General features: G+C 60.0%; 29 protein-coding genes and 2 pseudogenes. 13 read left to right on the top strand and 18 right to left on the bottom strand.

Annotated features, from left to right (window positions below):
• Nucleotides 1-3: 3 nt before the first annotated feature.
• From LPJ38_RS06940 to LPJ38_RS06925, 4 genes are all read right to left on the bottom strand, one after another.
• A complete protein-coding gene (locus tag LPJ38_RS06940) occupies nt 4-255 on the bottom strand; it encodes a helix-turn-helix transcriptional regulator (protein ID WP_014490270.1) in 252 nt (83 codons plus the stop codon).
• 203 nt (nt 256-458) lie between these two features.
• Entirely contained in the window at nt 459-974 is a 516-nt protein-coding gene (locus LPJ38_RS06935; RefSeq protein ID WP_014490271.1) for a DUF2285 domain-containing protein, read from the bottom strand.
• 61 nt (nt 975-1,035) lie between these two features.
• Nucleotides 1,036-1,245: a transcriptional regulator domain-containing protein gene (locus tag LPJ38_RS06930; RefSeq protein WP_014490272.1), complete on the bottom strand. Its 210-nt coding sequence runs from the start codon at nt 1,243-1,245 to the stop codon at nt 1,036-1,038.
• A 119-nt stretch (nt 1,246-1,364) separates the two neighbouring features.
• Complete coding sequence (locus LPJ38_RS06925) at nt 1,365-1,628, bottom strand: hypothetical protein (protein WP_011082886.1); 264 nt, start codon at nt 1,626-1,628, stop codon at nt 1,365-1,367.
• 231 nt (nt 1,629-1,859) lie between these two features.
• On the opposite strand from LPJ38_RS06925, the gene LPJ38_RS06920 reads away from it, so the two are divergent.
• Nucleotides 1,860-2,093: a helix-turn-helix domain-containing protein gene (locus tag LPJ38_RS06920; protein ID WP_016841283.1), complete on the top strand. Its 234-nt coding sequence runs from the start codon at nt 1,860-1,862 to the stop codon at nt 2,091-2,093.
• A 163-nt stretch (nt 2,094-2,256) separates the two neighbouring features.
• Entirely contained in the window at nt 2,257-2,667 is a 411-nt protein-coding gene (locus LPJ38_RS06915; RefSeq protein ID WP_011082888.1) for a hypothetical protein, read from the top strand.
• A gap of 116 nt (nt 2,668-2,783) precedes the next feature.
• Here LPJ38_RS06915 and LPJ38_RS06910 read toward each other — a convergent pair whose 3' ends face one another.
• Entirely contained in the window at nt 2,784-3,110 is a 327-nt protein-coding gene (locus LPJ38_RS06910; protein ID WP_011084751.1) for a DUF736 domain-containing protein, read from the bottom strand.
• 707 nt (nt 3,111-3,817) lie between these two features.
• On the opposite strand from LPJ38_RS06910, the gene LPJ38_RS06905 reads away from it, so the two are divergent.
• Nucleotides 3,818-4,159: a hypothetical protein gene (locus tag LPJ38_RS06905; RefSeq protein ID WP_011082890.1), complete on the top strand. Its 342-nt coding sequence runs from the start codon at nt 3,818-3,820 to the stop codon at nt 4,157-4,159.
• A gap of 31 nt (nt 4,160-4,190) precedes the next feature.
• On the opposite strand, the gene LPJ38_RS06900 is transcribed toward LPJ38_RS06905, so the two are convergent.
• Nucleotides 4,191-4,397 carry a cold-shock protein gene (locus LPJ38_RS06900; protein ID WP_014490275.1) on the bottom strand — a complete coding sequence of 69 codons (207 nt, stop codon included), beginning with the start codon at nt 4,395-4,397 and terminating at the stop codon, nt 4,191-4,193.
• A 434-nt stretch (nt 4,398-4,831) separates the two neighbouring features.
• On the opposite strand from LPJ38_RS06900, the gene LPJ38_RS06895 reads away from it, so the two are divergent.
• On the top strand, nt 4,832-5,605 hold the full coding sequence (locus LPJ38_RS06895; protein WP_011082892.1) for a class I SAM-dependent methyltransferase: 774 nt from the start codon (nt 4,832-4,834) through the stop codon (nt 5,603-5,605).
• A gap of 48 nt (nt 5,606-5,653) precedes the next feature.
• On the opposite strand, the gene LPJ38_RS06890 is transcribed toward LPJ38_RS06895, so the two are convergent.
• Nucleotides 5,654-6,076 carry a hypothetical protein gene (locus LPJ38_RS06890; protein ID WP_014490276.1) on the bottom strand — a complete coding sequence of 141 codons (423 nt, stop codon included), beginning with the start codon at nt 6,074-6,076 and terminating at the stop codon, nt 5,654-5,656.
• A gap of 295 nt (nt 6,077-6,371) precedes the next feature.
• On the opposite strand from LPJ38_RS06890, the gene LPJ38_RS06885 reads away from it, so the two are divergent.
• The gene (locus LPJ38_RS06885) at nt 6,372-7,040 is read left to right on the top strand and encodes a hypothetical protein (protein ID WP_011082894.1); all 669 of its coding nucleotides are present in this window, start codon (nt 6,372-6,374) and stop codon (nt 7,038-7,040) included.
• Nucleotides 7,041-7,115: 75 nt separating this feature from the next.
• Here the strand turns inward: LPJ38_RS06885 and LPJ38_RS06880 are convergent, their stop codons facing one another.
• The 4 genes from LPJ38_RS06880 to LPJ38_RS06865 all read right to left on the bottom strand — a co-directional run bounded on the left by LPJ38_RS06880 (nt 7,116) and on the right by LPJ38_RS06865 (nt 12,949).
• Complete coding sequence (locus LPJ38_RS06880) at nt 7,116-8,045, bottom strand: DUF2493 domain-containing protein (protein WP_011082895.1); 930 nt, start codon at nt 8,043-8,045, stop codon at nt 7,116-7,118.
• Between the two features lie 326 nt (nt 8,046-8,371).
• The gene (locus tag LPJ38_RS06875) at nt 8,372-9,430 is read right to left on the bottom strand and encodes a DUF7146 domain-containing protein (protein WP_011082896.1); all 1,059 of its coding nucleotides are present in this window, start codon (nt 9,428-9,430) and stop codon (nt 8,372-8,374) included.
• A 56-nt stretch (nt 9,431-9,486) separates the two neighbouring features.
• On the bottom strand, nt 9,487-11,580 hold the full coding sequence (locus LPJ38_RS06870; protein WP_014490278.1) for a ParB/RepB/Spo0J family partition protein: 2,094 nt from the start codon (nt 11,578-11,580) through the stop codon (nt 9,487-9,489).
• A 172-nt stretch (nt 11,581-11,752) separates the two neighbouring features.
• Entirely contained in the window at nt 11,753-12,949 is a 1,197-nt protein-coding gene (locus LPJ38_RS06865; RefSeq protein WP_026192137.1) for a hypothetical protein, read from the bottom strand.
• Nucleotides 12,950-13,851: 902 nt separating this feature from the next.
• Here LPJ38_RS06865 and LPJ38_RS06860 point away from each other — a divergent pair.
• Nucleotides 13,852-14,067 (top strand): helix-turn-helix transcriptional regulator, encoded by a 216-nt coding sequence (locus tag LPJ38_RS06860; RefSeq protein WP_011082899.1) that lies wholly within the window; start codon nt 13,852-13,854, stop codon nt 14,065-14,067.
• A 267-nt stretch (nt 14,068-14,334) separates the two neighbouring features.
• Here the strand turns inward: LPJ38_RS06860 and LPJ38_RS06855 are convergent, their stop codons facing one another.
• Genes LPJ38_RS06855 through LPJ38_RS06845 form a run of 3 tightly spaced genes read right to left on the bottom strand, consistent with a single transcriptional unit; the run spans nt 14,335 to nt 16,662 of the window.
• Nucleotides 14,335-15,741, bottom strand: coding sequence for an exodeoxyribonuclease I (locus LPJ38_RS06855; RefSeq protein ID WP_011082900.1), 1,407 nt, complete (start codon nt 15,739-15,741; stop codon nt 14,335-14,337).
• 7 nt (nt 15,742-15,748) lie between these two features.
• On the bottom strand, nt 15,749-16,270 hold the full coding sequence (locus tag LPJ38_RS06850; protein ID WP_011082901.1) for an ImmA/IrrE family metallo-endopeptidase: 522 nt from the start codon (nt 16,268-16,270) through the stop codon (nt 15,749-15,751).
• On the bottom strand, nt 16,267-16,662 hold the full coding sequence (locus LPJ38_RS06845; RefSeq protein ID WP_011082902.1) for a helix-turn-helix transcriptional regulator: 396 nt from the start codon (nt 16,660-16,662) through the stop codon (nt 16,267-16,269). Before LPJ38_RS06845 ends, LPJ38_RS06850 begins: the two co-directional genes overlap by 4 nt.
• 134 nt (nt 16,663-16,796) lie before the next feature.
• Here LPJ38_RS06845 and LPJ38_RS06840 point away from each other — a divergent pair, with 134 nt between their 5' ends.
• The 4 genes from LPJ38_RS06840 (at nt 16,797) to LPJ38_RS06825 (ending at nt 19,920) form a co-directional block, all read left to right on the top strand.
• Entirely contained in the window at nt 16,797-17,018 is a 222-nt protein-coding gene (locus LPJ38_RS06840; RefSeq protein WP_011082903.1) for a DUF2188 domain-containing protein, read from the top strand.
• Between the two features lie 75 nt (nt 17,019-17,093).
• A complete protein-coding gene (locus LPJ38_RS06835) occupies nt 17,094-18,344 on the top strand; it encodes a nucleotidyltransferase domain-containing protein (protein ID WP_011082904.1) in 1,251 nt (416 codons plus the stop codon).
• Nucleotides 18,345-18,350: 6 nt separating this feature from the next.
• Nucleotides 18,351-18,800 (top strand): type II CBASS E2 protein, encoded by a 450-nt coding sequence (locus tag LPJ38_RS06830; protein WP_231088585.1) that lies wholly within the window; start codon nt 18,351-18,353, stop codon nt 18,798-18,800.
• The gene (locus LPJ38_RS06825; RefSeq protein ID WP_011082906.1) at nt 18,784-19,920 is read left to right on the top strand and encodes an SAVED domain-containing protein; all 1,137 of its coding nucleotides are present in this window, start codon (nt 18,784-18,786) and stop codon (nt 19,918-19,920) included. The genes LPJ38_RS06830 and LPJ38_RS06825 overlap by 17 nt, the downstream gene beginning before the upstream one ends.
• Before the next feature lie 129 nt (nt 19,921-20,049).
• Here LPJ38_RS06825 and LPJ38_RS38250 read toward each other — a convergent pair whose 3' ends face one another.
• From LPJ38_RS38250 to LPJ38_RS06815, 3 genes are all read right to left on the bottom strand, one after another.
• Nucleotides 20,050-20,277 carry a restriction endonuclease gene (locus LPJ38_RS38250; protein ID WP_071908403.1) on the bottom strand — a complete coding sequence of 76 codons (228 nt, stop codon included), beginning with the start codon at nt 20,275-20,277 and terminating at the stop codon, nt 20,050-20,052.
• Between the two features lie 5 nt (nt 20,278-20,282).
• Nucleotides 20,283-20,837, bottom strand: coding sequence for a restriction endonuclease (locus LPJ38_RS06820; RefSeq protein WP_011082907.1), 555 nt, complete (start codon nt 20,835-20,837; stop codon nt 20,283-20,285).
• A gap of 115 nt (nt 20,838-20,952) precedes the next feature.
• Nucleotides 20,953-22,764, bottom strand: coding sequence for a hypothetical protein (locus LPJ38_RS06815; protein ID WP_011082908.1), 1,812 nt, complete (start codon nt 22,762-22,764; stop codon nt 20,953-20,955).
• A 286-nt stretch (nt 22,765-23,050) separates the two neighbouring features.
• Here LPJ38_RS06815 and LPJ38_RS38245 point away from each other — a divergent pair.
• The 3 genes and pseudogenes from LPJ38_RS38245 to LPJ38_RS06805 all read left to right on the top strand — a co-directional run.
• Nucleotides 23,051-23,239 (top strand): annotated as a pseudogene (locus LPJ38_RS38245) (hypothetical protein); the annotation flags it as partial.
• Between the two features lie 96 nt (nt 23,240-23,335).
• Nucleotides 23,336-24,475: a phosphorylase family protein gene (locus LPJ38_RS06810; RefSeq protein WP_223153803.1), complete on the top strand. Its 1,140-nt coding sequence runs from the start codon at nt 23,336-23,338 to the stop codon at nt 24,473-24,475.
• Nucleotides 24,476-24,721: 246 nt separating this feature from the next.
• A pseudogene (locus LPJ38_RS06805) lies at nt 24,722-24,881 on the top strand (JAB domain-containing protein); the annotation flags it as partial.
• Between the two features lie 148 nt (nt 24,882-25,029).
• On the opposite strand, the gene LPJ38_RS06800 reads toward LPJ38_RS06805, so the two are convergent.
• Entirely contained in the window at nt 25,030-25,404 is a 375-nt protein-coding gene (locus LPJ38_RS06800; RefSeq protein ID WP_145639050.1) for a hypothetical protein, read from the bottom strand.
• Between the last annotated feature and the right edge of the window lie 90 nt (nt 25,405-25,494).

The following is a 25,494-nucleotide window of genomic DNA, read 5'->3' as shown; positions in this document are numbered from 1 at the left end:
GCCTTAGCGATGCGCGTTGCCGGCGGCGCGCGCTTCGAGGTAGCGCGGATCCGACGTTGAGCTGCAGGCGGCCTGATCGGCCCAGGCTTCGAGATCGCCGATGGCGTAGACAACGCGGCCGCCGAGCTTGCGAAAAGTCGGGCCATTGCCATGGCAGCGATATTTTTCAAGCGTGCGCGGCGAGATGCCGAGGAGGCGCGCGGCCTCGGGGGTGCGCACGTAACGGGTGGCGAGTTGCGCAGGCCTGTCGAGCATGGGAGATCTCCGTCTTGCCTCGAAGTGCCGCGGCCAAGTCGCGGCATGTCCGGGCCAGAGTGGCGGAGAGTTCAGGCGTTGGGGGTGGACGAAAATTGACGTACGTTTGTGTCCCCCCATCGTCGCAACCAGGCGAAGCCAGGCGTACTACCGGGGCGCAACTAACTCATCAGGTCGATGGCTTGAAGGAATCGGGGAGCCGATCAGAGGCCGCGTAGAAGTTTCAGATAGCCGCGCTCGACCAAAGCGATTGAATCGTGAATGAGCCGGTTCGCCTTGCGGCGGGCATGAGAATCCTTCCACTCGACCGAGCGGCGCTGAGCGTGGTCGGAGGCGAGCACCTTCGCTGCCACGTCTCGCGGGCCGCCACCCAGGTCGTGGACGTCGAAGGCGTGCAGGAGCTGAATCAGTCGCCGTTTCTGAAACGACGTCAGCCGCAGCGCCGCCGGGAGAAGACCGGTGCGCTGGCCGCTGAGGCGACGCACGAAGTGTAGCGCCACGTCGGCCCGCAGTTCGCCCATGCCGTCGAGCGGCACAAGCACGGCGGGACGGCGCGCGGCCTGCTCGTCGCGCAAACTGACATGGAGCTCACCCGAGCCGTCGGCGACAACCAGCTCGCGACCGTCAGCATCTGTCCGCCCGACGATCGACAGTCCGAAAGCGTTGCGATCAATCGAATGAACGGTCTCGAAGTCCGGCGGCGCGGGCGTCAGGATCAATGTTCCCGGTGATGCCTCGGGCAGCCAAATGGCTGGTTCGGGCCAAACCGGAGAGGCGGGGTCATGGGCGACACCGCAACCTCCATCGACGTGCGAAACTGGTTCGGATGGTGTTGGGATCGGATTCGCCGCGCGCGATCTGTCGCTCAGTGCGGGCGAAGTCGCGGCGGTAGTCGGCATTGCGACGAAGGAATTCGAGGGCAAAACCCGGGCGCTCAAGACGATTCAGGCGTTCGATGGTCTCCGGCGAGCGCCAGTACTGGGTCGGCATGGTCTGTCTTCTCGTCTTTTTGTTCTGTGCCCCGCACCACGATCCCTAAAGACGCTACAAGAGACCAGACCCGGAGGTTGCATCACGCGAGATCGCAATTTGCGTGATTGGGGCGCAAATCACTGCATCCGCGGTTCCAAAAGGCCCTGATATCCGGCTTCCACCATCCATCGCGCGCGGGCGAGATGGCTATCATGGACATTTTTGGCACGATCTGGTTCGCGCGTGGGGTCGAGGCCGAAGATCACGCTGACCACCTCGCGCCAGTCGGCGCCCTCCTCTTCGGCCATCAACAACCGAACGTAGATAGCAAGATGTTTCTCGTCATAGGCGTTGACGCGATCCGTTATTGGCGGCCGGTCCTGGAATGGCGCGCCGTTCATTGCAATTGCCCCTCAGCATTGATGCAGCAATTAGAATTCATCTAAGCTCCAGAACTTTGCAAGCTGGGAAATCGTCACACTCGAATTGTGCCGTGATGCGCAGATCGCATCGCGGCGCTCCCCGGAAGCGGCACACCAGGGCCTAGCCAGACGATATGAATAGCACAGTGACGCACGAATCGGAACGATCGTTCCTGGAACGATCATTCCGATGTGAGTTCCCTTGTGGCCATGGATCTCAAGGAGGTCATGGCGGTCAATCTGCGTCGGATACGTCATGTGAAGAAAATGACGCAGGAAGAGTTGGCCGATGGCGCTGGACTAAGCGTCCGTTACGTCGGCGCAATTGAACGCGCAGATGTGTCGGCCAGCGTGACCGTGCTTGGCCGAATCGCGGAGGCGCTCGGCGTCGAAGCAACCGATCTCGTCAAGCGAACGACGGTTCATTCCCATCGGGCTCGATGACGCGACAATTTTGTGCCCCACCGCAACACCGGCACGTCGTGAATCAACTCCGCATTGCCTCACGCATAAGTTGATAGTCGGCTTTACGTAAATCTGATCTGTCTCCAAAGCGCATGCCTAGTTCAGAAACGGACGAGCATGCTGGGGAGATGGAGTAGGCCTCATGACTCTGTACGAGCACTTGCCAGCCGACATTCGCGAGACAGTGGATGCTCTGGTCACGGAACTCAGGCCGCAACCTTGGCCAACGCGGTTCTTTGCGCTGATTGGCCTGCTCGGAGAGAAGTTGGAGGCGCGGCGCGAGGCGGAGCCGTGGCATCTGATCCAACAGTGGACCGGCATAGTGACGGCAACGATGGAGCACTTGCTCCCCGACAGTTCGGTTGTCGAATGCCTGGGACTGATGAGCATTAGTTTCAACGACCAGTGGCGCGCTCAGGCGCTTGGCCAGATCGAACGGGATCCCACAGTGCTGGATCGTCTCGTCGCCATTTGTCCGGACTGGGAAGACATCGTCGAGAGCGTGATCGAGGCCAACCAAAGACGTCCAATCAAATCGGCACGCGGCCGCTGATCGGCATCGGTTACGCCCTTGCCGCTTGCGCCGTCACGGCAAACGAGGTGCCTTCGCGCTTCCTCAGCGTGGCGGTGCCCCGCCCGGGCCAGCCGGGCGGGGCATTGCGGATCGGCTCAGTCGCCGTTGCGACGGTTGGGGCGAGACCAGATCAGGCTGAAGCCCTCGCCCTCTTCATCGGCGAAGAGGTTGGCGAAGATCGGGGCGGTGAAGCTCGGATCGTCGAGCTTGAGGCCGAGATAATCGCGGCCTTCGTTGGAGCGCTTGGACCAGGCGGCCCCGATCTCGACCCGGCCGACATAGATCCGGTGGCTGGGGGCGTTGTCGCCCGAGCGGCTGGTTTCGGGGACGATGCGGACGTTCCTCGCCTGGAGCGAGAGAGTGACGATCTCGCCGTTGAACTCGTTGTTGCCGGTCTTCTTGAAGGTGCCGATGGTCGCCATGGTAGTTCTCCTTGATCTCTGTTTTCGAGCCCGCACCTTGCGGCCTCGATGGTGATCGACAGGCCGGAGGCGATCGACGGCGCACCCCGAAGGGGCTGGACAGCAAAGGAGGAACTTTCTTGTCTCGCGCGAGGAATGGCGGCGCAGCCGGCAGGGGAAGAAAGTTGTGACGCCGCTGTTGCGCCAAAGGCGGTCGAGGCTTCAGCCGTCCTTCGGCCAGATCCATCCATCGAAGAGGCCGTTGGTGCGCTCGATCCAAACAGAGCTGACATCAAGGAGAACGTGGCGATTTGGGAGCCCACCGAGAGAGCTGGCCCAACGAATCCAATGCTGCTTAGCCCTCTGTAATCGAGACGGACGGATCTCCGCTTCCGCGATCGCGCGTCGGCAGCACGCCCCATTCACGAGAGCGGCTGGCCGTAGTTGTGATCCGTCACCGTTTGGTCGATGCCGCACAACGACTGCCACGAAACTGCCACTCTGCGATGATCGGTCGTGTCTCGATGCTTGGCCGCTCTGTGTGAAGCTCACAGACTAGAATGCGAGCACGCTGGATGTCTGATCGAGTCAGCCCCTTCCAATGGACGCTGCCGGCTTGCGCCAGGCCTTCCCGCCCCTACAGGGGTTACGACAATTCGCCGCGCGGACCCAGAGGAGGATCTCGCGCAAATGATGACCGCTAAGAGCTCGAGTGAGAAGAGAACCGGATGAGCGACAAAAGCGATCTTGAAAACAGAGCCATCGAAGCGATATGGAACTATCGTGAGGCCTTCGCCGTGGTCGGCCGCCTGGAGCGAAAAGAACGTTCCGCGCATCGAGCGGTGACCAGGATACTGCCTGAATTGGGGCGCGCCTTACGCAGCCAAGACACGCGGTGTCTTAAGAATAGCATTAAGATCGGCTCGGCAGCTGTCTCGCGGCAGAACGAAGCGTGGGCCAACCTAACTGAGGCGACCGCACGTTTGGATTCAGCCCACTCGACTTTGGCCGCCCTCGAGCGCCAACTAGGATATCTTCCAAAGGTCTCAAAACCACGAGATTCAGGCTAGCTCAAAGTATGCCAGGACGTCGAGCTGCGCCTTATCCTAGGCGGAGATTTTCTGCGGCTTGTTTGCCGCTGCGGTTCATCACCAGCTCGTAGCTGACCTTCGCGCCTTCAACAAGCGAGGTATAGCCGGCCTTCTCTACCGCCGAGATGTGCACGAAAACATCGTTGCCACCGTCGTCCGGCGCAATGAACCCATAGCCTTTGGTCGGGTTGAACCACTTAACAGTCCCTAACGCCACGTCATTTGCTCCAAAAAGAAAAAACACCTTCCCATCTAAATCATTGAACGAGCCGATCGCAAGTCTCCGCGCGAAAGCGGCTCGATGGGATCCGTTGTCCCGCCCGTTCGTAGGTCTTGGACAGAAGAAATAGAGTGCCCCACTCGATGAAATGAACGAGCACGCTGAAATCGGCCGGCATTCAAGAACGACGAGGCGAAGGTCACATTTTCTTCGAAAACTCCGTGCTAACTGTCGCCTGCTTGTCGCGGCCGGATGTACGTCGTGGCATCACGGGAGCCCCGGCTTTCATGCCGGGGTTTTTCGTTTCCGGCGCGAGAAGCAGCTTGACCGGATAGGCTCGTCAAATGGCGCAGCCCACTGCGACAATTCGACTTGGATGCGTAAGAATCATCCGGAGCGGCACAGAGCGAAAAGCCGAATAGCAGGCAGATATGGCGCAGAATATCTACGACAATCCCGATTTCTTCGCTGGCTACAGCCAATTGCCCCGGCAGGTGCATGGGCTGGACGGCGCTCCTGAATGGCCGGCGATCCGGGCCATGCTGCCCGATTTGGTCGGGAAACGTGTCGTTGATCTCGGATGTGGCTTCGGCTGGGCCTCGCGCTGGATGCGCGAGCAGGGCGCGGCCTCGGTTCTGGGTCTCGATCTGTCGCAGAACATGATCGAGCGTGCCAGGGCGGACACAGCGGATACGGCCATTGAGTATCGCATCGCCGATCTCGACACACTGGACCTCCCTGAGGCGGCTTTCGACCTCGCCTACAGCGCACTGACCTTTCACTATGTTCAGGACTTTGGCCGTCTCGTACATGTGATCCGCAAAACGCTCGTTCCTGACGGGCATTTCGTCTTTACGATTGAGCATCCGATCTTCATGGCCGCGGCACATCCGCACTGGATTTCCGATGAGGAGGGCCGCAAAACCTGGCCGGTCAATCGATATTCCGTCGAGGGCGAACGTCGGACGGACTGGTTTGCCAAGGGCGTTCTGAAATACCACAGGACACTTGGCACTACCTTGAATACGCTGATCGGCGCAGGCCTTCAAATTCGGCGGATCGAGGAGTTTGCCCCAACACGCGAGCAGATCCAGCAGATGCCGCAATTGGCCGAAGAACTCGAACGCCCCATGATGCTGATTGTATCTGCGTCCACATCGATCGGCGGTAAGCTTCGAAGCCTTCGTGATATCCGGCCGGATTAGGTTCCTGCCGGGCCCGCCCCGGTATTGATATCAGCCCGGCGTCAAGCGCTATCTTGCCGGCCCGTCTGCGGCCATGCCGGTGAAGCGAGCCAAGGCCGTGATGCTGACCGCAACGGCCCCGGCGATCGCGAAGACCGTTTGCCAGGTGGGCGAAGACATCGCCATCTGGGCGATTCCATGCGTCGCGCTGTAACCGGCGACGGTCGCGGGCGCGACATAGAGGATGATGATTAAGAGCCGCAGCCAAGCCCATGTCACGAGGGCGAGCGCGAGTTGGCCGATGCCGAAGGTTACGGCGCCAGCCGCGAACGCAACCGCGATTCCGCCCAGAGCGCCAGCCCCTGTGTGGAAGGCCCGAAGACCAATCGTCACGCCGGCGAAGACGGGCACCGCGAAGACCGCAAGCGTGAAGAGTAGCCAGGCGAAGAAGCCTATGGCGAGGAAAATAAGCAGTGGTCCCAAGGCAATCATGGTGGTGGGCTCCGTGAGATAGGGGTCTGACGGTCGCGCCTTCCACCACCACCACGGCGCAAACGCAGTATAGCAGCAAATGCCAGCGACCGGAATCGTCACAAATCCGGTTGCGGGCGAATGACAAAATGACCATATTGAGCGTCAGGAGCCGATCGCCCGGGCTGCAAGCGACCCAAAAGGCGGCATCTCGATTTCCCAATCGAACACCCGAACGGCAACCATTCTGCCGGCGCGCGGTGGTCATGAAGCGCTTGTGACTGCCACTAAGACGCCGGTGTGAAATGGATTTGCCATGTCTACCATCCAAAAGAAGTGCGCAGACTTTCTGCGTATGACCTTCAACGATCTGGCCGGCGGCAAGCTCGGATCAGGTCACGCCCACGAGATCGTGGCTGCGTATTTCGGCTATGGTACCGCGGCGGCTCTAAGGGCCGAGCCGAAGTATCAGCTTGCGGCTTTGGATAAAGCCGCGATCCTGATGCCTGATCTGCGCTTGATGGATCAGCGCGTGCAGCACCTCAATGGTCTCCCTGCAGGTCTACCCAATGTTGACGAGCTGGCTTCGCTGCTCTCGAGCTTTCTTAACGCAAACGGCTACTTTTCAGGTGAGGTTTGGTACACCCGAGATCTCGAGGAGTATATCGATGTATCCTTCATTCAAGAAGATCCCATGATGATCGAGGACGCTCTCTCGGGTGAGATGGCTATGACGAATGCTTTTTTTGACGAGCTTTACATAGACAAAGTAAGCCTAGACGTCGGAGACGATGTGCTCGTGGCAAATGTCTCAGGTTCTCTCAATGGAGAGAACGATCCGGATAAGCCGTTCCACGGGGATTCGATCGCTTTCACGACGATGATAACATTTGAGCGTGTGGCCGGTCGAACCGGCTATATGCGGCCGGAGCTGGAGACGTCGGGCGCCATTGATGACTCACATTACTATGATCAGGACGCCTGAGGGCAGCTAGGCATTTCATGGCACGATTGGGCTCTCATTTCGTCTGTCGTTCTGCACGACAAGGTACGGCGGCGCTCACGAGCCGCCGTACCTCCAGACCGGGATGCCTAGCTTCTTCGCTTTGTCAGCGAGATTGTCTTGGATGCCGGTGCCAGGAAAGTGCATCACGCCGATGGGTAGCGTCTCCAGCATCGCATCGTTGCGTTTGAACGGCGCGGCCTTGGCGTGCTTTGTCCAGTCGGGCTTGAAGGCGATCTGCGGGACCTTGCGATTGTCGGCCCACTTGGCGGCAATCAGCTCGGCGCCCTTGGGCGATCCGCCGTGCAGCAGCACCATGTCCGGGTGCTTGGCGTGCACCTGGTCGAGCTTAGCCCAAATTAGCCGGTAGTCGTTGAAGTCGAGTCCACCGGTGAGCGCGACTTTCGGTCCGCGTGGCATGAGCACCTGATTTTCGGCGCGCTTCTTCGCGGCCAGGAAATCGCGGCTGTCGATCATCGCTGACGTCAGATTGCGGTGGTTGACCTTCGATCCGTTGCGCGGCCGCCATGCGGAATGGGCGTGGCGTTCGAACTCGTCGGCGGCCTGGTCGCGCATCAGCTCGAAGGCGTTGCGTCGCTCGATCAGCGTTTGCCCTTCTGCCGTCAGACGCTCCAGCTCGACGGATTTGATTTCGCTGCCGTCCTGCTCCCGCTGCGAGCGCTGCTGGGCCAGCTCGTTATCGTCGAGCTCGCGCTCGATCCTGTCGATCGCACGATGGAAGACGTTTACCATCGACCAGAGCAGGTCGTCGAGGTCGGGCTCAAGACGGGTATCGGACAGCGCCACCACCAGGGCATCGAAGATGTCGGCGACGCTGCCGGCGAGGATTCGCGCTTCAGGAAGCCCCCGGGGATCGGGATCATCGTGGAAGGGACGGTAGCCATGGAGCTGGAGTTCCTGGAGGACCTGGTCGGTCGGGGATGAGCTGTGGTGCGGCTCGAAATCGTTGTCGTGGTCGGCGGTCATTGCGGTTTTCCCTCGTCGGATCGACCGCGCCCATCGCGGCCTTCATGGCGACGAAAGCGGCAGGCGGAACGGACTTGCACCCGCAGCGCAGCGGAGGGCCGGAGCCTTGGCGGAGGACCGAAGGGGGCCGACTATTTTGTCTCGCGATGTAAAGGCGGCTCTGCCGCCGACGGAAAATAGTCGGCCCACGAGGTTGCCGGTCCGGGCCGCCTGCCGCCCGATCGCCCTCTCAGAAGGCCGTGGGGCAGTCCTCTGGCGCCGAGGGGAAACACGTTCACCGACCGTGCGGTAACGAAGCGGCCGCGTCGCCCCTCATCCCGTTTCGGCTATGCCGCCAGCTCCATAAAGCGCGCGACGTCCTGCGCCGCGATCTGTACGCGGCTTGCGGCCCGAAGGGCGTCAAATCCGAGCAGGCGAAGATCCTCGTTGAAGTCGCCAAGCTGTGGCGAGATCACGATTGCCTCGATGCCGGCCTCCTGCGCCCGATCCATCAAGGTCGCCATGGCGCCGTCACCGGCAGGATCGTCGTCCCGGGCGATGTAGAGCCGGCGGAGCGTATCCGGAAGAAGGACGGCGGAGAGATGCGCTGCCGAGAGAGCTGCGACCATCGGCATGGTCGGCAGGGCGCAGCGGAGCGACAGCATCGTCTCGATGCCCTCACCGGCCGCCATGACTTCACCAGCGACGCCAAATCGAACAGCGTGACCAAGCAGGTCGCCCATCGCCCGCTTTGGCGTGTCGATTGGCGCCTTGCCCAGCGTCGCCTCGCTGAAACCATGCGGGTCGAGCCAGGTGCGGTGTACGCCAGCCAGCTCGCCGGACAGATCGGTGACGGCGGCGATCATCGCCGGCCAGGTCTCGGTCGGGCTGTGGTCGTCGGGCCGGTAGTAGCAACGTGGGTGAAAGCGCAGGCTTCCGGTTTCGTGCAAAGACGTAATGCCGCGATTGCGGAGATACGCTTCTATGAGTGTGCGTTCGATCGGCTGCGACATGGCAAAGAGCCGACGAGCGGCCTCCGGCGATCCTCGTGCCGCGCTGGAATTGCGGAGCCGCGGCTGATTGGGCTCGGGCTCTGGATGCGGCAAGCTGAGAAACAAGCGCGCCTCGTCGAGGACGTTCTTGAAGTCGACCAGGCGGCAACTCTCGCGAATGACATCGAGCAAATCGCCATGTTCCCCGGTGGCGGCATCGGTCCATTTGCCGGCGGCTCCCTTCGCCGACTGCTTGAGCCGCACGAACATTGAGCGGCCAGGCGTATTGCGGACGTCGCCGACGAGCCAATAGCTACCTTCCCGTCGTCCGGCAGAGAGGTAGTGACGGCACACGGACTCAGCCTGCCGGCCGAGACGCCGTGCGAGATCGTGTGCGTTATCGGCCATCGTCATCCCCAAAAAGAAAAGGTCCGCCGTCGCCAGCGGACCTTGTTGTTGCTCTCGACGGCTTATTCGGCTGCCATAATCTGCTCACCGGCTCGCTGATTGTGGGCGGTCCGCTCTTCTTCGTCTTCCAGTTTGTTTTCGCTAGGCTGCTCTGGAGTTTCCTCGACTATAGATTCGACCGCCGGTTCGTCGCCAATGGCTCGGCCCAGCGTGCGAAGCGGTTCGGGCAGCCAGGCCGTGTCGGTGAGCAAGGTCTGCGCCTCGGCAGCCATGTCACCCTTCTTCAGATGCTCGATCCGATCGGCGGCGCGCTGCCCTTTTGCCTCCACCACGGCCTGGAGGATTCGCGTCTTCGTCACCCGACCGAAGAAGTTGTCTACGGTCGGTTTCCACCCCGCCGCAGCCATGTCGAGATCGACAGCCCGGGCGAGACGGTCGGCGTGAGCGAGCGCACGCGGCCGCCGATTCCAGGGTTCATGCACGGCGTTGACCGACAGGCTGACGACATGGGCAAAGAGCATCGCCTGGCTGTCGCCGTCCCACGCCTGAAGTGCGTCCCAGAGGTCGGCCGATTCCTTCGGCAAAGCCTTCGCCCAGCGCTCGTGCCGAGCGCGGATCGCCTCGGCTAAGGCGCTGTCGTTCAGGCCGAGCGCCTGGGCGCCGAAACTCACGCTCTTCAGATCCAGCTCCAGGCAGCTATCCGAGCCGTAGTGGTAGAAGGTCTTCAATGTCAGAGCATGCAGGGCCGCATGAAAGGCGACCTGCGGCTGCTCACCGAGGGCATGACGCAGGCCGAGTGTCCGATGGGTGGTGAGCTCGGTCATCAGCCGGTCGGAGATGGGCGAAAGGCCCTCGTCCTCCTCCTGCTCGGCGCCGGGCTCGACCGACACGTTGCGCTCGCCGCCTTCGTAGCTCGCGGCCTTGGCCCGTTCGGCCTCACCATCTTCTTCAGCAAGACCGGGCTCCGGCTCCGCCGACGGTTCGTCTTCGGGCCGGACGTAGCCGCGCTCAACACGAAGCTCGCCTTCAGCGCCAATGCTGACGAAGACGCCTGCGCGCACGATCTCGGCCGGGTCGAAAACAACCGGCCGGCTCTCGAGCCCCTCCAAAGCTGTTTCCAGCTCGGACAACCGTTCGTCGACCTCGTCGGGCAGTTCATCGGCGTCCGCGTGTTTCTCAGACAGCTGATCGAACTCTGCTTGCAAGGCGTTGCGGGCCGCTTCCTCCTCGGCAGTGAGGGTGACGATCTCGCCGCGAAGTTGTCGCAGACCGAAAGCGTGGCCGTAAGCGAAATCGGGGGCGACCTCGGTCCACTTCCAACCCTCGGCGGCAATCGTCTCGGATTCCGCCTTCAGCTTGTCGGCCACCATCTGGTCGACGAGCGCGACATCCTGCATCCAGCCGCCATCGTCGCCCTGAAACAGATCTCGCAGCACCGTGCCACCGGCGGCAGTATAGGCGTCAACCCCGATGAACAGCGCCCGCTTGTCGGAAGCGCGGACCGCGCCTTCTGTCAGCATGCGGCGGATGACGTAGGGCTGCTTGTCGTGGGACGCCTTCAGCCGCTCGAACACAACTTCCTGACGCTCGTGGTCGCCAGATACAGCGAAGGCCATGAGCTGGTCGAGCGTCATGCCGTCCTCCGCATAGACGTCGAGCAGCGTCGGCGAAACCGACGCGAGCTTGAGGCGTTGCTTGACGACGTTGACGGAGACGAAGAAGGCGGCAGCGATCTCCTCCTCCGACTGGCCCTTTTCGCGCAGCGCCAGGAATGCCCGGAACTGGTCGAGCGGATGAAGCGGAGCGCGCTGGACGTTCTCGGCGAGCGAGTCTTCCTCAGCGATGCCGCTATCGCGGACGACGCAGGGCACCGGGGCGGTCTTGGCGAGGCGCTTCTGCTTGACGAGCAGCTCCAGCGCGCGGTAGCGCCGGCCGCCAGCCGGGATCTCGAACACGCCGGTCTCGGCGCCGACCTGGTCGACGACGGGCCGGACACTGAGGCCCTGCAGAAGGCCCCGGCGGGCGATGTCCTCTGCTAGCTCCTCGATCGAGACGCCGGCCTTCACGCGCCGGACGTTCGACTGACTCAGCACGAGCCTGTTGAAGGGGATATCGCGCGAGGGCGAAAGGGTGATCTTGCGAACGGTAGTCGCCATGGGATGATACTCCGCGACGGGCGCCGAGAGCCTCTCTCTCGACATCAACTCGTCACGAAGCGCAGCGCCGCCCTCTCACTTTGGAGGGCGGCGTCGCAAAGCCAACGAACAGGAAAGACGGAAAGCCTCGGAACCGGAAAAGCACCGTTCCGTATCTCCGGTTGTCCGGGAATCAGGCCGCGCGGTCGAGCAGCTTCTTCGCCCGTGCCTCCATGTCGAGTCGTGCGTCCTGATGAGTCTTGTCGCGCGCGACGGCTGTGATGCCCTGGACGAAATCAAACACGCTCTCGGGCTTCCGGCCTTCCTCGGACAGAACTGTGTCGATGATCTTCGCCGTCTCGGTCTTGGAGAAGCCGCCCTTGCGCAGAAACTCGCTGCGGTCCTCGTCGGTCCGGGCGACGATCCGCTCCCGCGCCGATTTGATGCCGTTGACGAAGGGCATCGGCGAAGAGTTCGCGAAGCGTGTCAGCGCCGGCGCCGCCTCATGGGCGAAGCGCGTCGCGGCGTATTTCGAATGGCGGATGGTGATCTCCTCGAAATCCTGAACACCCCACAAATTCCGATTCTGACAGACGGCGCGAAGATAGAAGCTCGCTATGCCGAGCGTCTTCGCGCCCACCTCGGAATTCCAGCAGTAGAAGCCGCGGAAGTAGAGGTCCGGCAAGCCGTCGGGCAGCCGGCCGGCCTCGATCGGATTGAGGTCGTCGACCAGAAACAGGAAGACATCGCGATCGGAGGCGTAGAGCGTCGTCGTATCCTGGGTGATGTCGACGCGCGGGTTGTAAACGCCAGTCGACCAATCAAGCACGCCTGGGACCTTCCAGCGCGTGTCACCCGTGCCATTGCCGGCGATGCGCTGAACAGCTGCCACGAGTTCGTGGTCAAATATACGCCCATATTCCGGACCCGTCGCGGCGCGAAGCTCGAGGCGACTGCCCTGCACCTCAAGCGTTTTTATCTGCTCGGCTCGATGAAAGCTGAGGCCGAACTGCAGGTTGATGCCAGCGAGCGGTGCCGGAAGCTGACGGAGGTAAGCCGCCGGCGCTCCGACCAAGCTGGCAAGTTGACCGAAGCTCCAATGAGTCGGCGCGATCGGCGCGTCGCAACCGGGTAGCATCAGCGTCAGGCGCTCGGCATCGTCGCGGTTGGCCTCCACTCGGATCGCGGTGCTCTCGACCGTTCGGGTCCGGCTGCGCTCGCTCCGGCTGCGCACGGCGGAGTAGAGATCCGACAAGGACAGATAGCGTTCGTCCGCCGGCCGCGAGAACCATTCGGATGAAACGCGGCCGATGCGCTCGCCGCGACTCACATCCACCTTGTAGCCGCCGGCGCAGTCGTGGGCAGCGATCAAAACTTCTGCTTGGGTCATGGGACAATCTCCATGACGGGCGCCGGAGGCCTCTCCTCCGATCATCAACCCGTCACGGCGAAGCCGATCCGTCCTCTCACTCTAATGGGGGCGTTGCGGGGTCTCCCCGCAGAAGGGGGTGCGTCGGCGACCGCGGCGCCGACCAGGGGGAAGGCTTTCCCCTCAAAGGCGCACCGCCGGAATTCGCCATATCATCGGAGCAACAGGCTGCGTAACCCGATGGACCAGCTCGGAAAGTTAGTGCGCGCGCAAACAAGGGGAACTGAACATCGGAGCCAACTGGCGGGTGCTTTCGCCATTTTCATACGACAGCTTGACTTGACGTCCCACACACCGGCAGAACGATCCTCCACAGACCACAACGTCAGCGATTGAAACGAAAATGACGTTCGATATCAGGGGCAGCATCAAGAATACGAAGATCAGCTCGAACCTGTATGTCGTTTTTGAGGAACCGATCTCAAATGCGACCGACTCATTCCTTATCCGCAAGCACGAAGACGCCTCTGAAACGGACATGCTGGTTGAAATCGACGTCTAATTTATTCGAGCTGACATGCTCGACGACCGAGAGTCCATGATCGTTTCCTGCAAAGACAACGGATACGGGTTGGGAGACGATCAGCTCAAGGCATTTCTAACCAAAGACACTTCCTACAAGGACGACCTTCCGATCTTCGCGATTGGTCAGTGTACCTGCGGCCGAGAGCCGCAAGTATTTTTGCTGCGCTCCGTTACGCTATCTTGCGGCTATCAACGCAGGCTGACGCGTTAACTCGCTCGCGTTTGACGCGAGCTATGCGGGGTCATCGAGAATATCGTTTTCTTCCGTCATTCTGGGTGCCAACATCTCAGTCATCTCGACCGTGACGTTTCGTGCGGCGGAGTGATGGAGAAGACGAATGACGGAGTCCAAATTCCTGACACCGGAGGAAGTGTCTGCACGATACCGTGGCGAGGTCTCCGTGGGTACGCTGCGGAATTGGCGCGCAATGCGAACTGGGCCTGCATACATCAAGATCGGCAAAGCCGTCTTATACCCGGTGGACGAGCTTGACGCATGGGATCGGGGAAATCTGGTGATTTGTAGTGCGTCGAAAGAACTGAACGTGAGCTAGCTTGAGAAAAACAAAATCGCGCTCTAATATGATGACTCAATCCGCTGGCACGCTCGAGACAACGACTCGGTTGCTGTGCTCGGAATGATAGGGAGCTAAAATCGCGAACCGCGCTGCGTTTCCCCTGTTCAGCGGTGCACCGTCAGACCACCGCTTTCATCATAAGTCGGCTCAACACTGACGCCATGTCCTCGCGGCACTCCGTCCGTGACCAAATACTCAGCGCAGAGAAGGCGACGTTGAGTTGAGCGCTCCGAACCGGTCGGTTCAGGCAATCAGCCGTGTCCGATAGGCCTCAAGCCGCGCCAGTCGATCCTGCAGATACGTGCGATATTGGATCAGAAGATCATCTGGACTGGCGAACTCGCCAAGCACCCTTTCCGTCTCTGCCATCGCCTGATCGATGGTGAGGCAGCCCGAACCGTCGCCTGTCATCTGATCGGTCAAGTAGCGCTCGACCTCCAATCGAGTAGGTTCGGGGAGAACCGAGCGCGCTTCGAAATAGATCAACCGGAGCCCGAACCAGCGCAGTCGCTCGTCCTCCATGCCCTGGACGATCGCGAGGCGGTCCTCCCATCGCGCATCGTGGAACGCGGCAATGCGTGCCTCATCAGCAGGACCGGGAAAGCCGCTATAGATGCGCTCTTCGAGGTGCGGAGATAATGCGTAGGGCTCGCGCGCAGCCATGTAAGCAGCCACAAGCCGCGCGCACAGACCAGTGTCCGCCTTCATGAGACAGGCCCGGTCTCCGGTGGCGCCCATCGAACCGCCATCCAGCATATGCTCGGGAGCGTCGTAGAACGCCGTCAGCGTGGGCGCGGCATTGATCCTGAAGCGACGAATCGGACTTGGCTTCTGCGTCAGATGAACTTGCAGTTCGAGATCGCTCATCGCGGCAAGCCGGCCCATGTCTTCGTTGAGACTCAAGCAAAGCCGGCCATTGGCCTGATCGGGATCCCTGCCGATGCAGACGACCGACGTATGATAAGCTTGGCCGCCGAAAAACTCGGTCAACACGAAGCCGTCTTCGACCTCAATGAAATCCGCGACGGTCGCTTTGTTCGAGAAGCGCACGAAGCGCTGCCACAACTCCGGAGACCTTCGATAGACCAATCGGCTCAGTTCGAGCGTCGCAAGCACATCGGACATCGCGTCGTGTGCCCGAGCATGTGCGACGCCATTTGCCGCCGCCAACTGTTGCAAGCGAAATGTCCGCCGCCCTTCTTCGCTGACCGGCACAACTAGTTGCGCAGGCGACACGGCATCGGCGGCCATCACCAGACTGAGCGCATCGGCGCGGCAGTTTCGATGATTACTTGTCAGATATGCCGGATATAGGCACTGGAAGAGGGCGTGGCGCAGCATCTCCTCGTCGAAGCGGATGGAGTTGAAGCCGACGAAAACCGCAGGGCTCCAGGAAATCAAGGTCCGGCGAATATCTCCTACCATGGTGTAGTGCGACGGCAGGCTGGAATCAGTCAACGACTCGATCGGCAATCCGTTCGTCCGAAGCGCCGAAGGATGGGGAAGCACATGTGGCTGAAGGCGCGAGCGCGTCTCGAACCGAGCCACCTCGTTCAGGTTTTCATCGGTGCGAACAGCGGCGAAGTGGAGAATCTGATCGAAGCCACGCTTAAGCCCCGTCGTCTCGGTGTCGAAAAAGACGAAGCTCATGGGTGTGCTACCAACGAGTCAACCGGAAACGCATCGCCGCCGGGCTTACCCTAAACCGGCGCGCGAGACCCTCAATCGCTGCCTCGTCCTCGAGATCCACACCACCGCCTTCCAAGACGGCGGCTAAGAGGTCGCCGGGGATCAACAGCTCTGAGGCGAAGGCGTTGGCTTCGATCTCTATCGGTTCGGTTCCGAGCGCTGAGATATCATCTCGGAAGAGAACGCGTATCCCCTTGTCGACGTGAACGGCTTGTCTGATGTCTTCGTCGTGCAGCACATGATGGGCGAGTTCATGGGCGGCGGAAAAACGCTGGCGGTTGGGATGATGTAGCGCATTGACGCCGATGATGCCGATGCCGTCCTTGATATAGGCCATGCCCGAAAGATCCTCCTCCAGCGGTGCGTACTGAAGGACGATCTTGCGCGATTTAATGATGCGTTCGACAGGGACGGGCGGCGCTGAAACGCCGAACTCCCGAAGGATCGAGCGCGCAGCTTCGCGCGCTCGACCTGGATCAGCGTCCCTCACGATCCGACCTTAGAGCCGCGGCGTGGCGCGAGCGCGCTGCTGATCAAATCAGCGACCTGGGCGCCCGCGTTCTCGGACAGCGACTCCTTCGAAAGCTTCTCATTGACCAGCGTCATCTTCAATTCCTCCCCGATGGACTTATGCGGCATTGGCGGCAGCAGGTCGGCGACCTTCGCGAAATCAAGCGCGGTGGCGAGGGCATAGACATGGTGCAGCAATATGTTCTGCCGGCCGCTCTCGATGTTGGCGATCGACGCGCGAGACATCTTAACTTTGCTCGCCAACTGGGCCTGGGTCAGCGAAAGAGCCTTGCGCCGCGTCGAGACCGCGTTGCCGAACGCTATATAGACCGGATTGCCCGCCATCGCCGATGTTTGCGCTGCTTCGGGCATAATGTCAATCCCGCAAACATTATGTGCTTATTACAAACTTACTAGTGTGATCATTACTTGACATATTGGCCAATCTCAGGAATCCATATCCCGCCGGAGAGCGCGACGCTCACCGACGAGGCGAAGGAACCGAGATGTCGAAGCGCATTCATGTCGTGCCGCACGAATCAGGTTGGGCAACCCGACGTGAGGGGGCGTTGCGGGTGGGGTCCACCCATCACACCCAAGCCGAGGCGACGGAGGCGGCGCGTAGCACTGCGCTTCGCGAGCACGGCGAAGTCGTCATCCACCGTCCCGATGGCCGCATTCGCGACGCCAACTCCTACGGAAACGATCCCTTCCCGCCGAAAGGATAACCCAACGGATCGCTCACCAGGGCGATCCGGTCGGATCGGCGCGCGGAGGTCATTCAAAGAAGAGGACCAATATCGATGTCGAATTTTCCGTCCCTGCGCCGCGATGATCGGCCTGATGATCCCTTTGCCGACCCGCTGGACGCGGTACTCGCCGAGCTTGCCATCAATATTCAGCTTCCGCCCGGCCTGCATGCCAAGGCGGTCGAGCGATATGAGGCGGTCCGACGCTACATCGAACGACCCGGTAGTCCGCTCGAAGGCAGGGTCGCCTGCTTCTATCCCCAGGGCTCCATGGCAATCGACGCAACCACGTCGACCCGCGGCACGGACGACGAGTACGATCTCGATATCGTCGCCGAGATCGAAGGCCCCGACCTCGGTCCCGAGGCGCTGCTGGATGACCTGGAAGCCGCACTCGAGAGCTACCCGGTAAGCAAGGTCGTGCGCCAAACTCGGTGCATCACGCTCTACTACGCCGACGGCATGCATCTTGACATTACGCCGTCGCGGCGGCGGGCGCCGAAGGAGAAGGAAGGCGAGATCCCGCATGCGAAGAAGGGGACTCGCAGCGACCCGGCGCGCTATGTGCCGATGAACTCATATGCCTTCGGGAAGTGGTATTGCGCCCGAACGCCTACCGAGGAGCGGTTCGCGCTGGCGCTGAATCGTCAGCTGTACGAACAGGCCGGAATCGCCTTCGCCGCAGCGGACGTCGAGGACGTTCCGCCGCAAACGCCGCTCATCATCAAGAGCGTGACGACGGTCGCGCTGCAGCTAATCAAGCGGCACCGCAACATCGCCTACGCGACCGAGACGGGCCGGATCCCGCCATCGGTGATGTTGTCGTGCCATGCCGGCCATGCCGCCCGTCCGGGCATGAGGCTTGCGGAAATGCTGATCCGGCAGGCGCGCTGGACGGCCCGCGCGATCGACGACGCCGCGAAGCGCGGCCAGCTCCTGGTCGTGCCCAACCCCGAATTTCCGGTCGAGCGTTTCACCGACCGTTGGCCAGAATCTCAGCTGCAACAGACAACCTATTCTCGCCACCTGCACACCCTCGCTAACGGGCTCGAAGCCGCCCGCACCGGCGACGTGCAGCTGGAGGACTTGCAGGAGTGGTTGCGCGGGCAGTTCGGGGACCGGGTCGTCACGCGTTCTGTCAAAGCTTTCAACCAGCGGCTCGGGCGCCAAGTTCAATCACGGCAGCATGGTTATACGCGCTCCGGCGGCCTGTTCGTTCCCGCCGCGCCGGCGATCATCGGCGCGGCGACCAGCCTGGCGCCAGTCGCGGCTCGCGCACACACCAACATGGGAGAGCGCCGATAAGTGGTGATGACGGTCGACGCCCAGATCACTGACATGGCTTCCTTGTGGCCGAACTTGAAACTCATCGGCCGCCACGGCGCAATCGCGGCGTGGCAGGGCCCTCTCCGGCCTTTGCTTCAGACGTTTCAGGTCGAGATCACTTATCGAGCGCCGCTGGTGATCGAACGGCTCGACGTGCGCATTCTCCAGCCATGCGTCAAAGTCTTGTCACCGCCGTTACGGCACCGTCCGGGCGACCCGGAGGGTAGGCTCCCTCACGTGTACTACGGTTCGGATGGCGAAGTGACGCTATGCATGCTCGATCCCGATTCCGACGATTGGTCGCCGTTCGACAGCCTCTCGCAGACAACTGTGCCCTGGGTGATCGAGTGGCTTGCCGCTTACGAGGGCTGGCGCGCAACGGGTCAATGGACAGCGAGCGGCCGCCACGTCGTAGCAGGTGGCGTCGGTGTCTAAGAGCAGCATTCCGCAAAAGGTCCAATCGGCGCTGTGGGCGCGGGCTGCTGGCCGCTGCCAATATCGTGGATGCAATACTGATTTGGTCGGCGACCTGGTGGCCGGGCGGCAAGACGGGATCTTCGGCTTCATCGCACACATCGTGGCTGACGTCGAAGGCGGCCCGCGCGGCGATCCGATCCGGTCGACTCAGCTCGCGCGTAGTCTGGAAAATCTAATGTTGATGTGCGCCCGACATCACAAGCTGATCGATCTTGACGCCGTCGCCGATCATCCGGAATCTGTTCTGCTAACTATGAAAGCCGAGCACGAGGGCCGGATCGCGATCGTTGCCGGCATCGACGAAGACCGGGCATCTCACGTCATCAGGTTTGGGGCGAGCATTTGTGACAACGAGGCGCTTGTATCGACGCAGGCGATCTTTTCGGCGATGCCGCCCGACCGCCACCCAGCCAGCGGCCAGAGGTTGGATCTTGAAATGGTAGGCTGTGCGTTTCGAGACAACGAGCCTGCCTATTGGACGGTCCAGCGCGAGAACCTGAGACGCCAGTTCGAAGCGAAGGTGCGAGGCCGCGTAGAGCGACAGGAGATTAGGCATCTAAGCGTATTCGCACTCGCACCGCAGCCGCTGCTGATCGAGCTTGGCCGGCTGCTCTGCGATATCGTTCCGGCCGTCGTTCATCAAAGGCATCGCGAACCCGCGAGTTGGCGATGGGCGTCCGATGGCCCCCCGATCACATTCCAGGTCACCGAACCGGATATCGGGCTGTCAGGCTCGGTCGCGCTAAAGCTCGGTGTCAGCGCTACCGTGACCGACGCGCGACTCCAGGCGGTTCTCGGCGACGAAGCCGCGATCTGGTCGCTCTGCGCGGATCAACCTCACAACGACGTCTTGCGGCGAGCTGACGATCAGGCCGCATTTCGGCGCGAACTCCGACGGCTCTACGACCGCATCAAGGCTCGGCATGGCGAGGGAACGCTGCTGCATGTTTTTCCCGCGCTTCCCGCCTCCCTGGCGGTCGAGGTCGGCCGCGTCTGGATGCCCAAATCGGATCTTTCCCTCCGGCTCTACGACAACAATCGATCGCACGGGTTCATACGGACCTTCGATATTCCCTAAACCCGATGCGACAAGCGCGCGGACATCTTCCTGTCCGCAATCCTCCTCGCCGCTGCGATTACCTGGTGGATCAATTAAGTCCGGACCCAAGCCCTCTCTCGTAGAGGCATGTATCCGAACGGGAGAAGCCTATTTTTTCAGGAGGCCACCAAGCCACTTTTGAAGGCTGTCACCGTTCATCAATTCGAGACGCGTCGGCAGAAAGGGAGTTATGAACGGATCAGATATTAGCCTTGGCGGAAAGTCCGACGTTGTAGTCAGGATTCCCTTAGAGGCATTCTGCTCCCCGCTGAGTACGCCCAGCAATGCACGAATGTCATCATATGAAACCTCGTTCCTCGGCTTATACGCCTTCACCGATCCTATGATCTTGATGCAACCAACCCCCTTCGAACAGCTATGACATCCCGTCCGTGATCCCCTGAGCGTGGCGTTAATGTCACCTCGTCGAACCCCGCTTTATCGAAGGCACCAGCGACGATCTCTTCCCAACGCGTCGCAGAAAGTGAATACGCTTGGCTCCAATCCGATTGCAGGCTTGCTACAATTTCATACCAAACCGCTGAGTTTGCCTTTATTAGAAATCCCTCTGCCGTTTTACGATCTGCCAGGACGATCTTGTGATCTGGTGTAATGATTCCCGCTACTCGCAACTCCGCTTGCTTATTCCCCTCGGAAAACCGCCGAGCGATAAACGACTCGAACACTGACGGAAGCCTGTCTTCGTAGATCAAGTCAGTAATTTTGATCTTCTCTGGTGGAATTTCCAGATTCCTAAAATCCACTAGTCGTGTGAACTCTAAAAGAATCGGAAACGCTAATTTCTGCGCAATAGGAAACAGCTTAACGGGCATGTAGAATATCAGTTGCTGCGCTAGGCGAACCCTTACCTCTTCCATCTGCTGCAAAGTAAGCATGGCACGCGCTCTTTACTACAACTGCGCATAGGTTAGCAGTCAGCCGGCTGTCGGGCCTTAACAGCCGGAATAGCCAAATCGCAGTTTCGAATACCGACTCCGTGATCAGCGCCTGCTAAGTTTGACAGATCACGTATCCATGTGCGTTCATTTCGGTACACGCCGAGAAGAATGACATCAACAGCCAATAGAGCTGAACGAAGTATGGGTCTGGCGCTTGGCCGGCTGCGACTTCCTTTAGCGCCTCTTCAACAGCACCGCGGCTCAGCGAAGAGGTCACGATGAAGACCCGACGAATTGCATCCGGCGCAAGCCGCACTTGAGCGAATTCGTTCATTAGCTCGTCGGCATCGCCTCGGACAATCCTCTTGATCCGGGTTTTGACTCCGCTACCGCTTACATACTTGTTGTTCCAACCACGAATTTTCGCTTCCATCGATTCCGGCGGAAGGCTCATACGCTGCAAGTTCTTAATTGCTTGGCTCACGGAGATATGGAACGGCCCAGCACCGAGCGATAGTGGACCATGCTTTGCGTGATAAAAGGTAATTCTAGGCGGGCTGCTGGAGTTGTTTAGCCCAATATAGTCCGCCCATTCGTCGCCAAGATCGTCGCACACAAGCACATCGTCCCCGTCCGCAACACTCGCTTCGATCACACCGAAAGTGGAGTCAGCATCAAAGGTGGCCTTTCGCGTCGAAAAGTTACCCTTTTCATCAGTCACTCCGTCTAGGAGCGGATCAGAGCGCAAATGGCGCAACAGGGCTGCGCCACCATCTACAAAGCCTTCGTCGCGGAACAAGGTCCCGTCGATGTAAGCTAAAGAGAGGGCGTCGAACAGCAATATGAACTTATCCTCGCGATCGATGTAGCGTCGGAGCGAGATCCGATTTGGATCGTGACCGAGAGCATACTCTGTACTTTCGACCTCGATGCCGGCAGTGATCGGCAATTGCAAGTCACGCAATGCTACGCGAGCTTGGTTGATTGCAATTGCTCCAACCGAATCAGCACCGTCGAAGATATCCATCCTCTTTCCGTCGCCGCTGACCCTAAACGCACGATCGAGCTCATTTAACGCTGCATCGATTTCATGCTTGGAGAGTTGAGTGAGTCTACCGCTATCTTCATGTACAAGTCTGATTTCGCGATCGACATGGATCGCATCAACAAATCCCGCAACGTCGACGGCAAAACTTGTTGGACGCGCGGTGCCGCCAATACTCGCCAAATCGATAGCGCGGGCTAAGGTACGGAGAAAGCTGGCAGGTGCAGCTCTTCCACCTACCAGCTCGTCAATTACAGATTTCGCGTACTCCACAAGTGCGAGGTGATCGACCCGATCAGACCGCTGCCCTATCCTGCCGGTGCTAGGAGTTGTAGAATAGTGGTCAGTTCCCGACCGGACCGCGTACGCCTGGGGCACATACCGGTTTGCGCCAGCAGGCCCGACAACATTTTGTAGGTCATCGGCTTCGAACGTTTTACTCCTCATCACGTGCTTGGAGACCGACATGTTTCGAAGCCGAATCTTTTCGAACACCGCTCCCTGCCGTGCGACCGCACGATCCACGCGTTCGGCTGATACTCGACCGAGATAGCGGGTGAAAAATCCTGCCGGAAGATCGAGCTTGGATTTAAGAATCGCGAGATGATCGCGATATTCGATCAAAAGAATAAATCCGCAGATTCGTTCTCGGATTCCTGCGTCTTCGGTTAAGAATGAAGGCGAGCGGTCATAGAGGAAGGAGATCGCAGACCAACGCGCGCGCCCAGCTTGGACGCGCCGATGGTAGAATATGTTTTGGGAGGCCGAGGGCTGGCTTGCCCGAACTTGGCGAAAAAGGTCATCCAATGCGGCATTGCTCATCTGCCGCTTAAGAATGTGAAAATTTGCTGTTTTTGCAACGCGAAGAGAGTCGATCATCCATCCCCCGTCGCGTTTCCGCGCGGAAGTACGCCATGTCAATTAAGACGGACCTTCAATATGATCAACTTAAGCGCGAATGCCTCCACGATGCAAATGGAAAGAACATGCCCCCCGCAAAGAAGAGTTAGAAGGCTACTCGATGTCGCGCAGCTCTAGACGGCCTGCTCAATAGCAACGTTAGCCACAAAGTGTCGGCTTATCGACACGTATCCGGTTGATGGGCGTTGAAGGCTATGATCTCTTGACTACGGGGCGACGGCATGCGGAGCGTGCTTGAGGTGCTATGCGACGACAACCCAGTGATCGTTCGATAAAGATTCTGTTCGCTTCTTCGGGGGGCCTATGCGCTTTCCCGGGATGTACAACGCAGCTCGTTCAGCCTCAATCTCGCGCATTACTGGGCGAACTCTGCCACATTCGTGCGGCCTCTCCCGGGGGGCCGAGATTCGATCCCGCGCAATCCGAAGAGTCGCGCAACGACGCAGACAACTTGATCATCCTATGTCCAACGCATCATCGTTTGGTCGATCAGGATCCGACCACTTACACAGCGGATTCGTTGCTTCTCATGAAACGGCGCCATGAGAGCCGCGTCGCAGCATTTCTCAGCTCGGTTGCTGTCGAGCTTACTGACAAGCAGGCTACCGACCTCTCGCGACAGGTGGAGGACGAATCAGTCGACTTCGCAGTTGTCGTCGCGTTGCGGAAGGAATTGGCTGCGCTTAAGCATTATTTTCCTGAGCTGGTACCGATTTCGTCGACATCGGATTCGACCCGCACGTACCTTCGCGGAACGATTCCAACAAGACGCGGCGGCTCGTATCGAGTTGTTGCCACTCTCCTTCATTCGATGGGAAATCTCGATGCCGCACATGCGACATCGGACCTCATCCACAAATGGAAGCCGCGATTTGTACTTGTGAATGGAATTGCTGGTGGAATCTCTAGAAAGGATCAGGGCTTCGGCGATATCGTGGCCTCGAACTCCATTTTCTATTATGAGCTCTCGAAGGTTCGACCCAATCATCAGGAGCATCGAGCTCGGCAATTTCAGGCGGACCCCATCCTCGTGGATGGAATACTGAACTTGACCGACTCAACGTGGCGCGCACATTTGCCTTCAAGGCCCGATGGGAAAAGCGCGAGCGCCATCGAGCCGAGAATTCATGTCGGACCAATTGCCTCTGGAGAGAAGGTGATTGCTTCAAGCGAGGCTGCCCAAGAGCTTCGGTCGTTGCAACGCGATCTCATCGCAATTGAGATGGAGAGTGCAGGAGTCGCTTCTGCGGCATTCAGCGCTGTCAAGAAGGTGGGATTCTTGACGATCCGAGCCATCTGCGACTTCGCCGACGGCAAAAAGAATGACATGTGGCAAGAGTACGCAGCGTATTCCGCGGCTTCGTGCTTGCGAAGCTTCATTGAGTCGCGCCCAGTTTCCCTCTCGGAGGGGGCGTGGCCGAAGTCCGTTGCTTCGGTAGCGGCAACGAAGTCGCGTATTTCGATAGCTCAACGTAAGAAATTGTTCGATGAGCTGTGTACGGCGTTCGATATGGAAGAGTTTAAGAACCTTTGCTTTCTCCTGGGCGTGGACATTGACGAAATTCCCGGCGACCGCAAATCGGCCCGGGTCAGAGAGCTAATTTTACTGTTCGAGCGGCGCGATACGTTGCACGTATTGGAGGAAGCCGTCGATGAAAGGACACGTTAACGGAAAACCTGAGCATTCAGGCTGATGCTTTCGGCGGTGTCCGTAAGCCGTCGATACGCACTGAAATGCATGTCACGGACAGATCGGGCATTGAAACAAGGACTCCAATCGAAGCGGCCAGGACCGAGCGTGAACTCTCGTGACTATCACGAACAATCACCCACTACATGCCCCAGTCTCCGCCTCCTACAGCTCGATCAGAATCTAAAATAACAGCAAACTCAAATAGATAATAGACGCCGCAGGCTCATGCACAATCATCCATCGGGCGATCCGTCACCCTCGCAGCCGACATCCAGGTGACGAAAGCCATCATCGACATCGCAAAGCCGCTGGGAGTTGCCGTGCACGAGCACATCATCGTGGGCAAGAACGGCATGCCAGCCTGCAGGGGATGCGGTTGATCCAGGCACGCGTCCCACCGCTTGGTACCTTGGTACCGAGAGGTTTGGTGCTGATGATCATGTCCATGCGCGTACAGTCAACTGATCCGGGTCAACGCCGACGTGCATCCGACGGCTGTTCGGCGCAATGCCGCTGACGCTTGCGGACTCTCATGGCTCGACCCAGCGCTGCACGGCTTCGGCGGTATCGGCCGGCGTGGTGTTGAAGCAAATCGCAGCATCGGGCGCGAGGCGATGGACGAGGTTGAGCACTTTCTCGAACAGCAGCAATCGCTCCTTCTGCTCGCGCAGGCCGGCGCCGATCACGATGCAGTCGAAGCGCTCGTCGCGCAGCGCCGCCGTGACGGCAGCCTCGGCGGTCGCATCGAGATCGATCAGGCAGCTCGTGACCTCGAAACCGAGACCGCGCAAACGCAGCAGCTGCGCCTCGATGTAGCTACGGACATTTTCGGGCGTGAGCTGCGGGAATGCGCTGTAATCCGCATTACCGGGCTCGATGCCGATCGCGAGGACGCGCTTGGCCATGCCGGATCTCCCAACGGAATCGCCTGTTCCGTCAACGGAATGCCCTGCCGACGAGTTCCGCGTGCCGTCCGTCGTTCGGCAGCGGCGGGC

Source organism: Bradyrhizobium daqingense (assembly GCF_021044685.1).
Classification (GTDB): Bacteria; Pseudomonadota; Alphaproteobacteria; order Rhizobiales; family Xanthobacteraceae; genus Bradyrhizobium; species Bradyrhizobium daqingense.
Note: the sequence above shows the minus strand (reverse complement) of the source record. Positions and strands in the feature narration are given on the sequence as shown.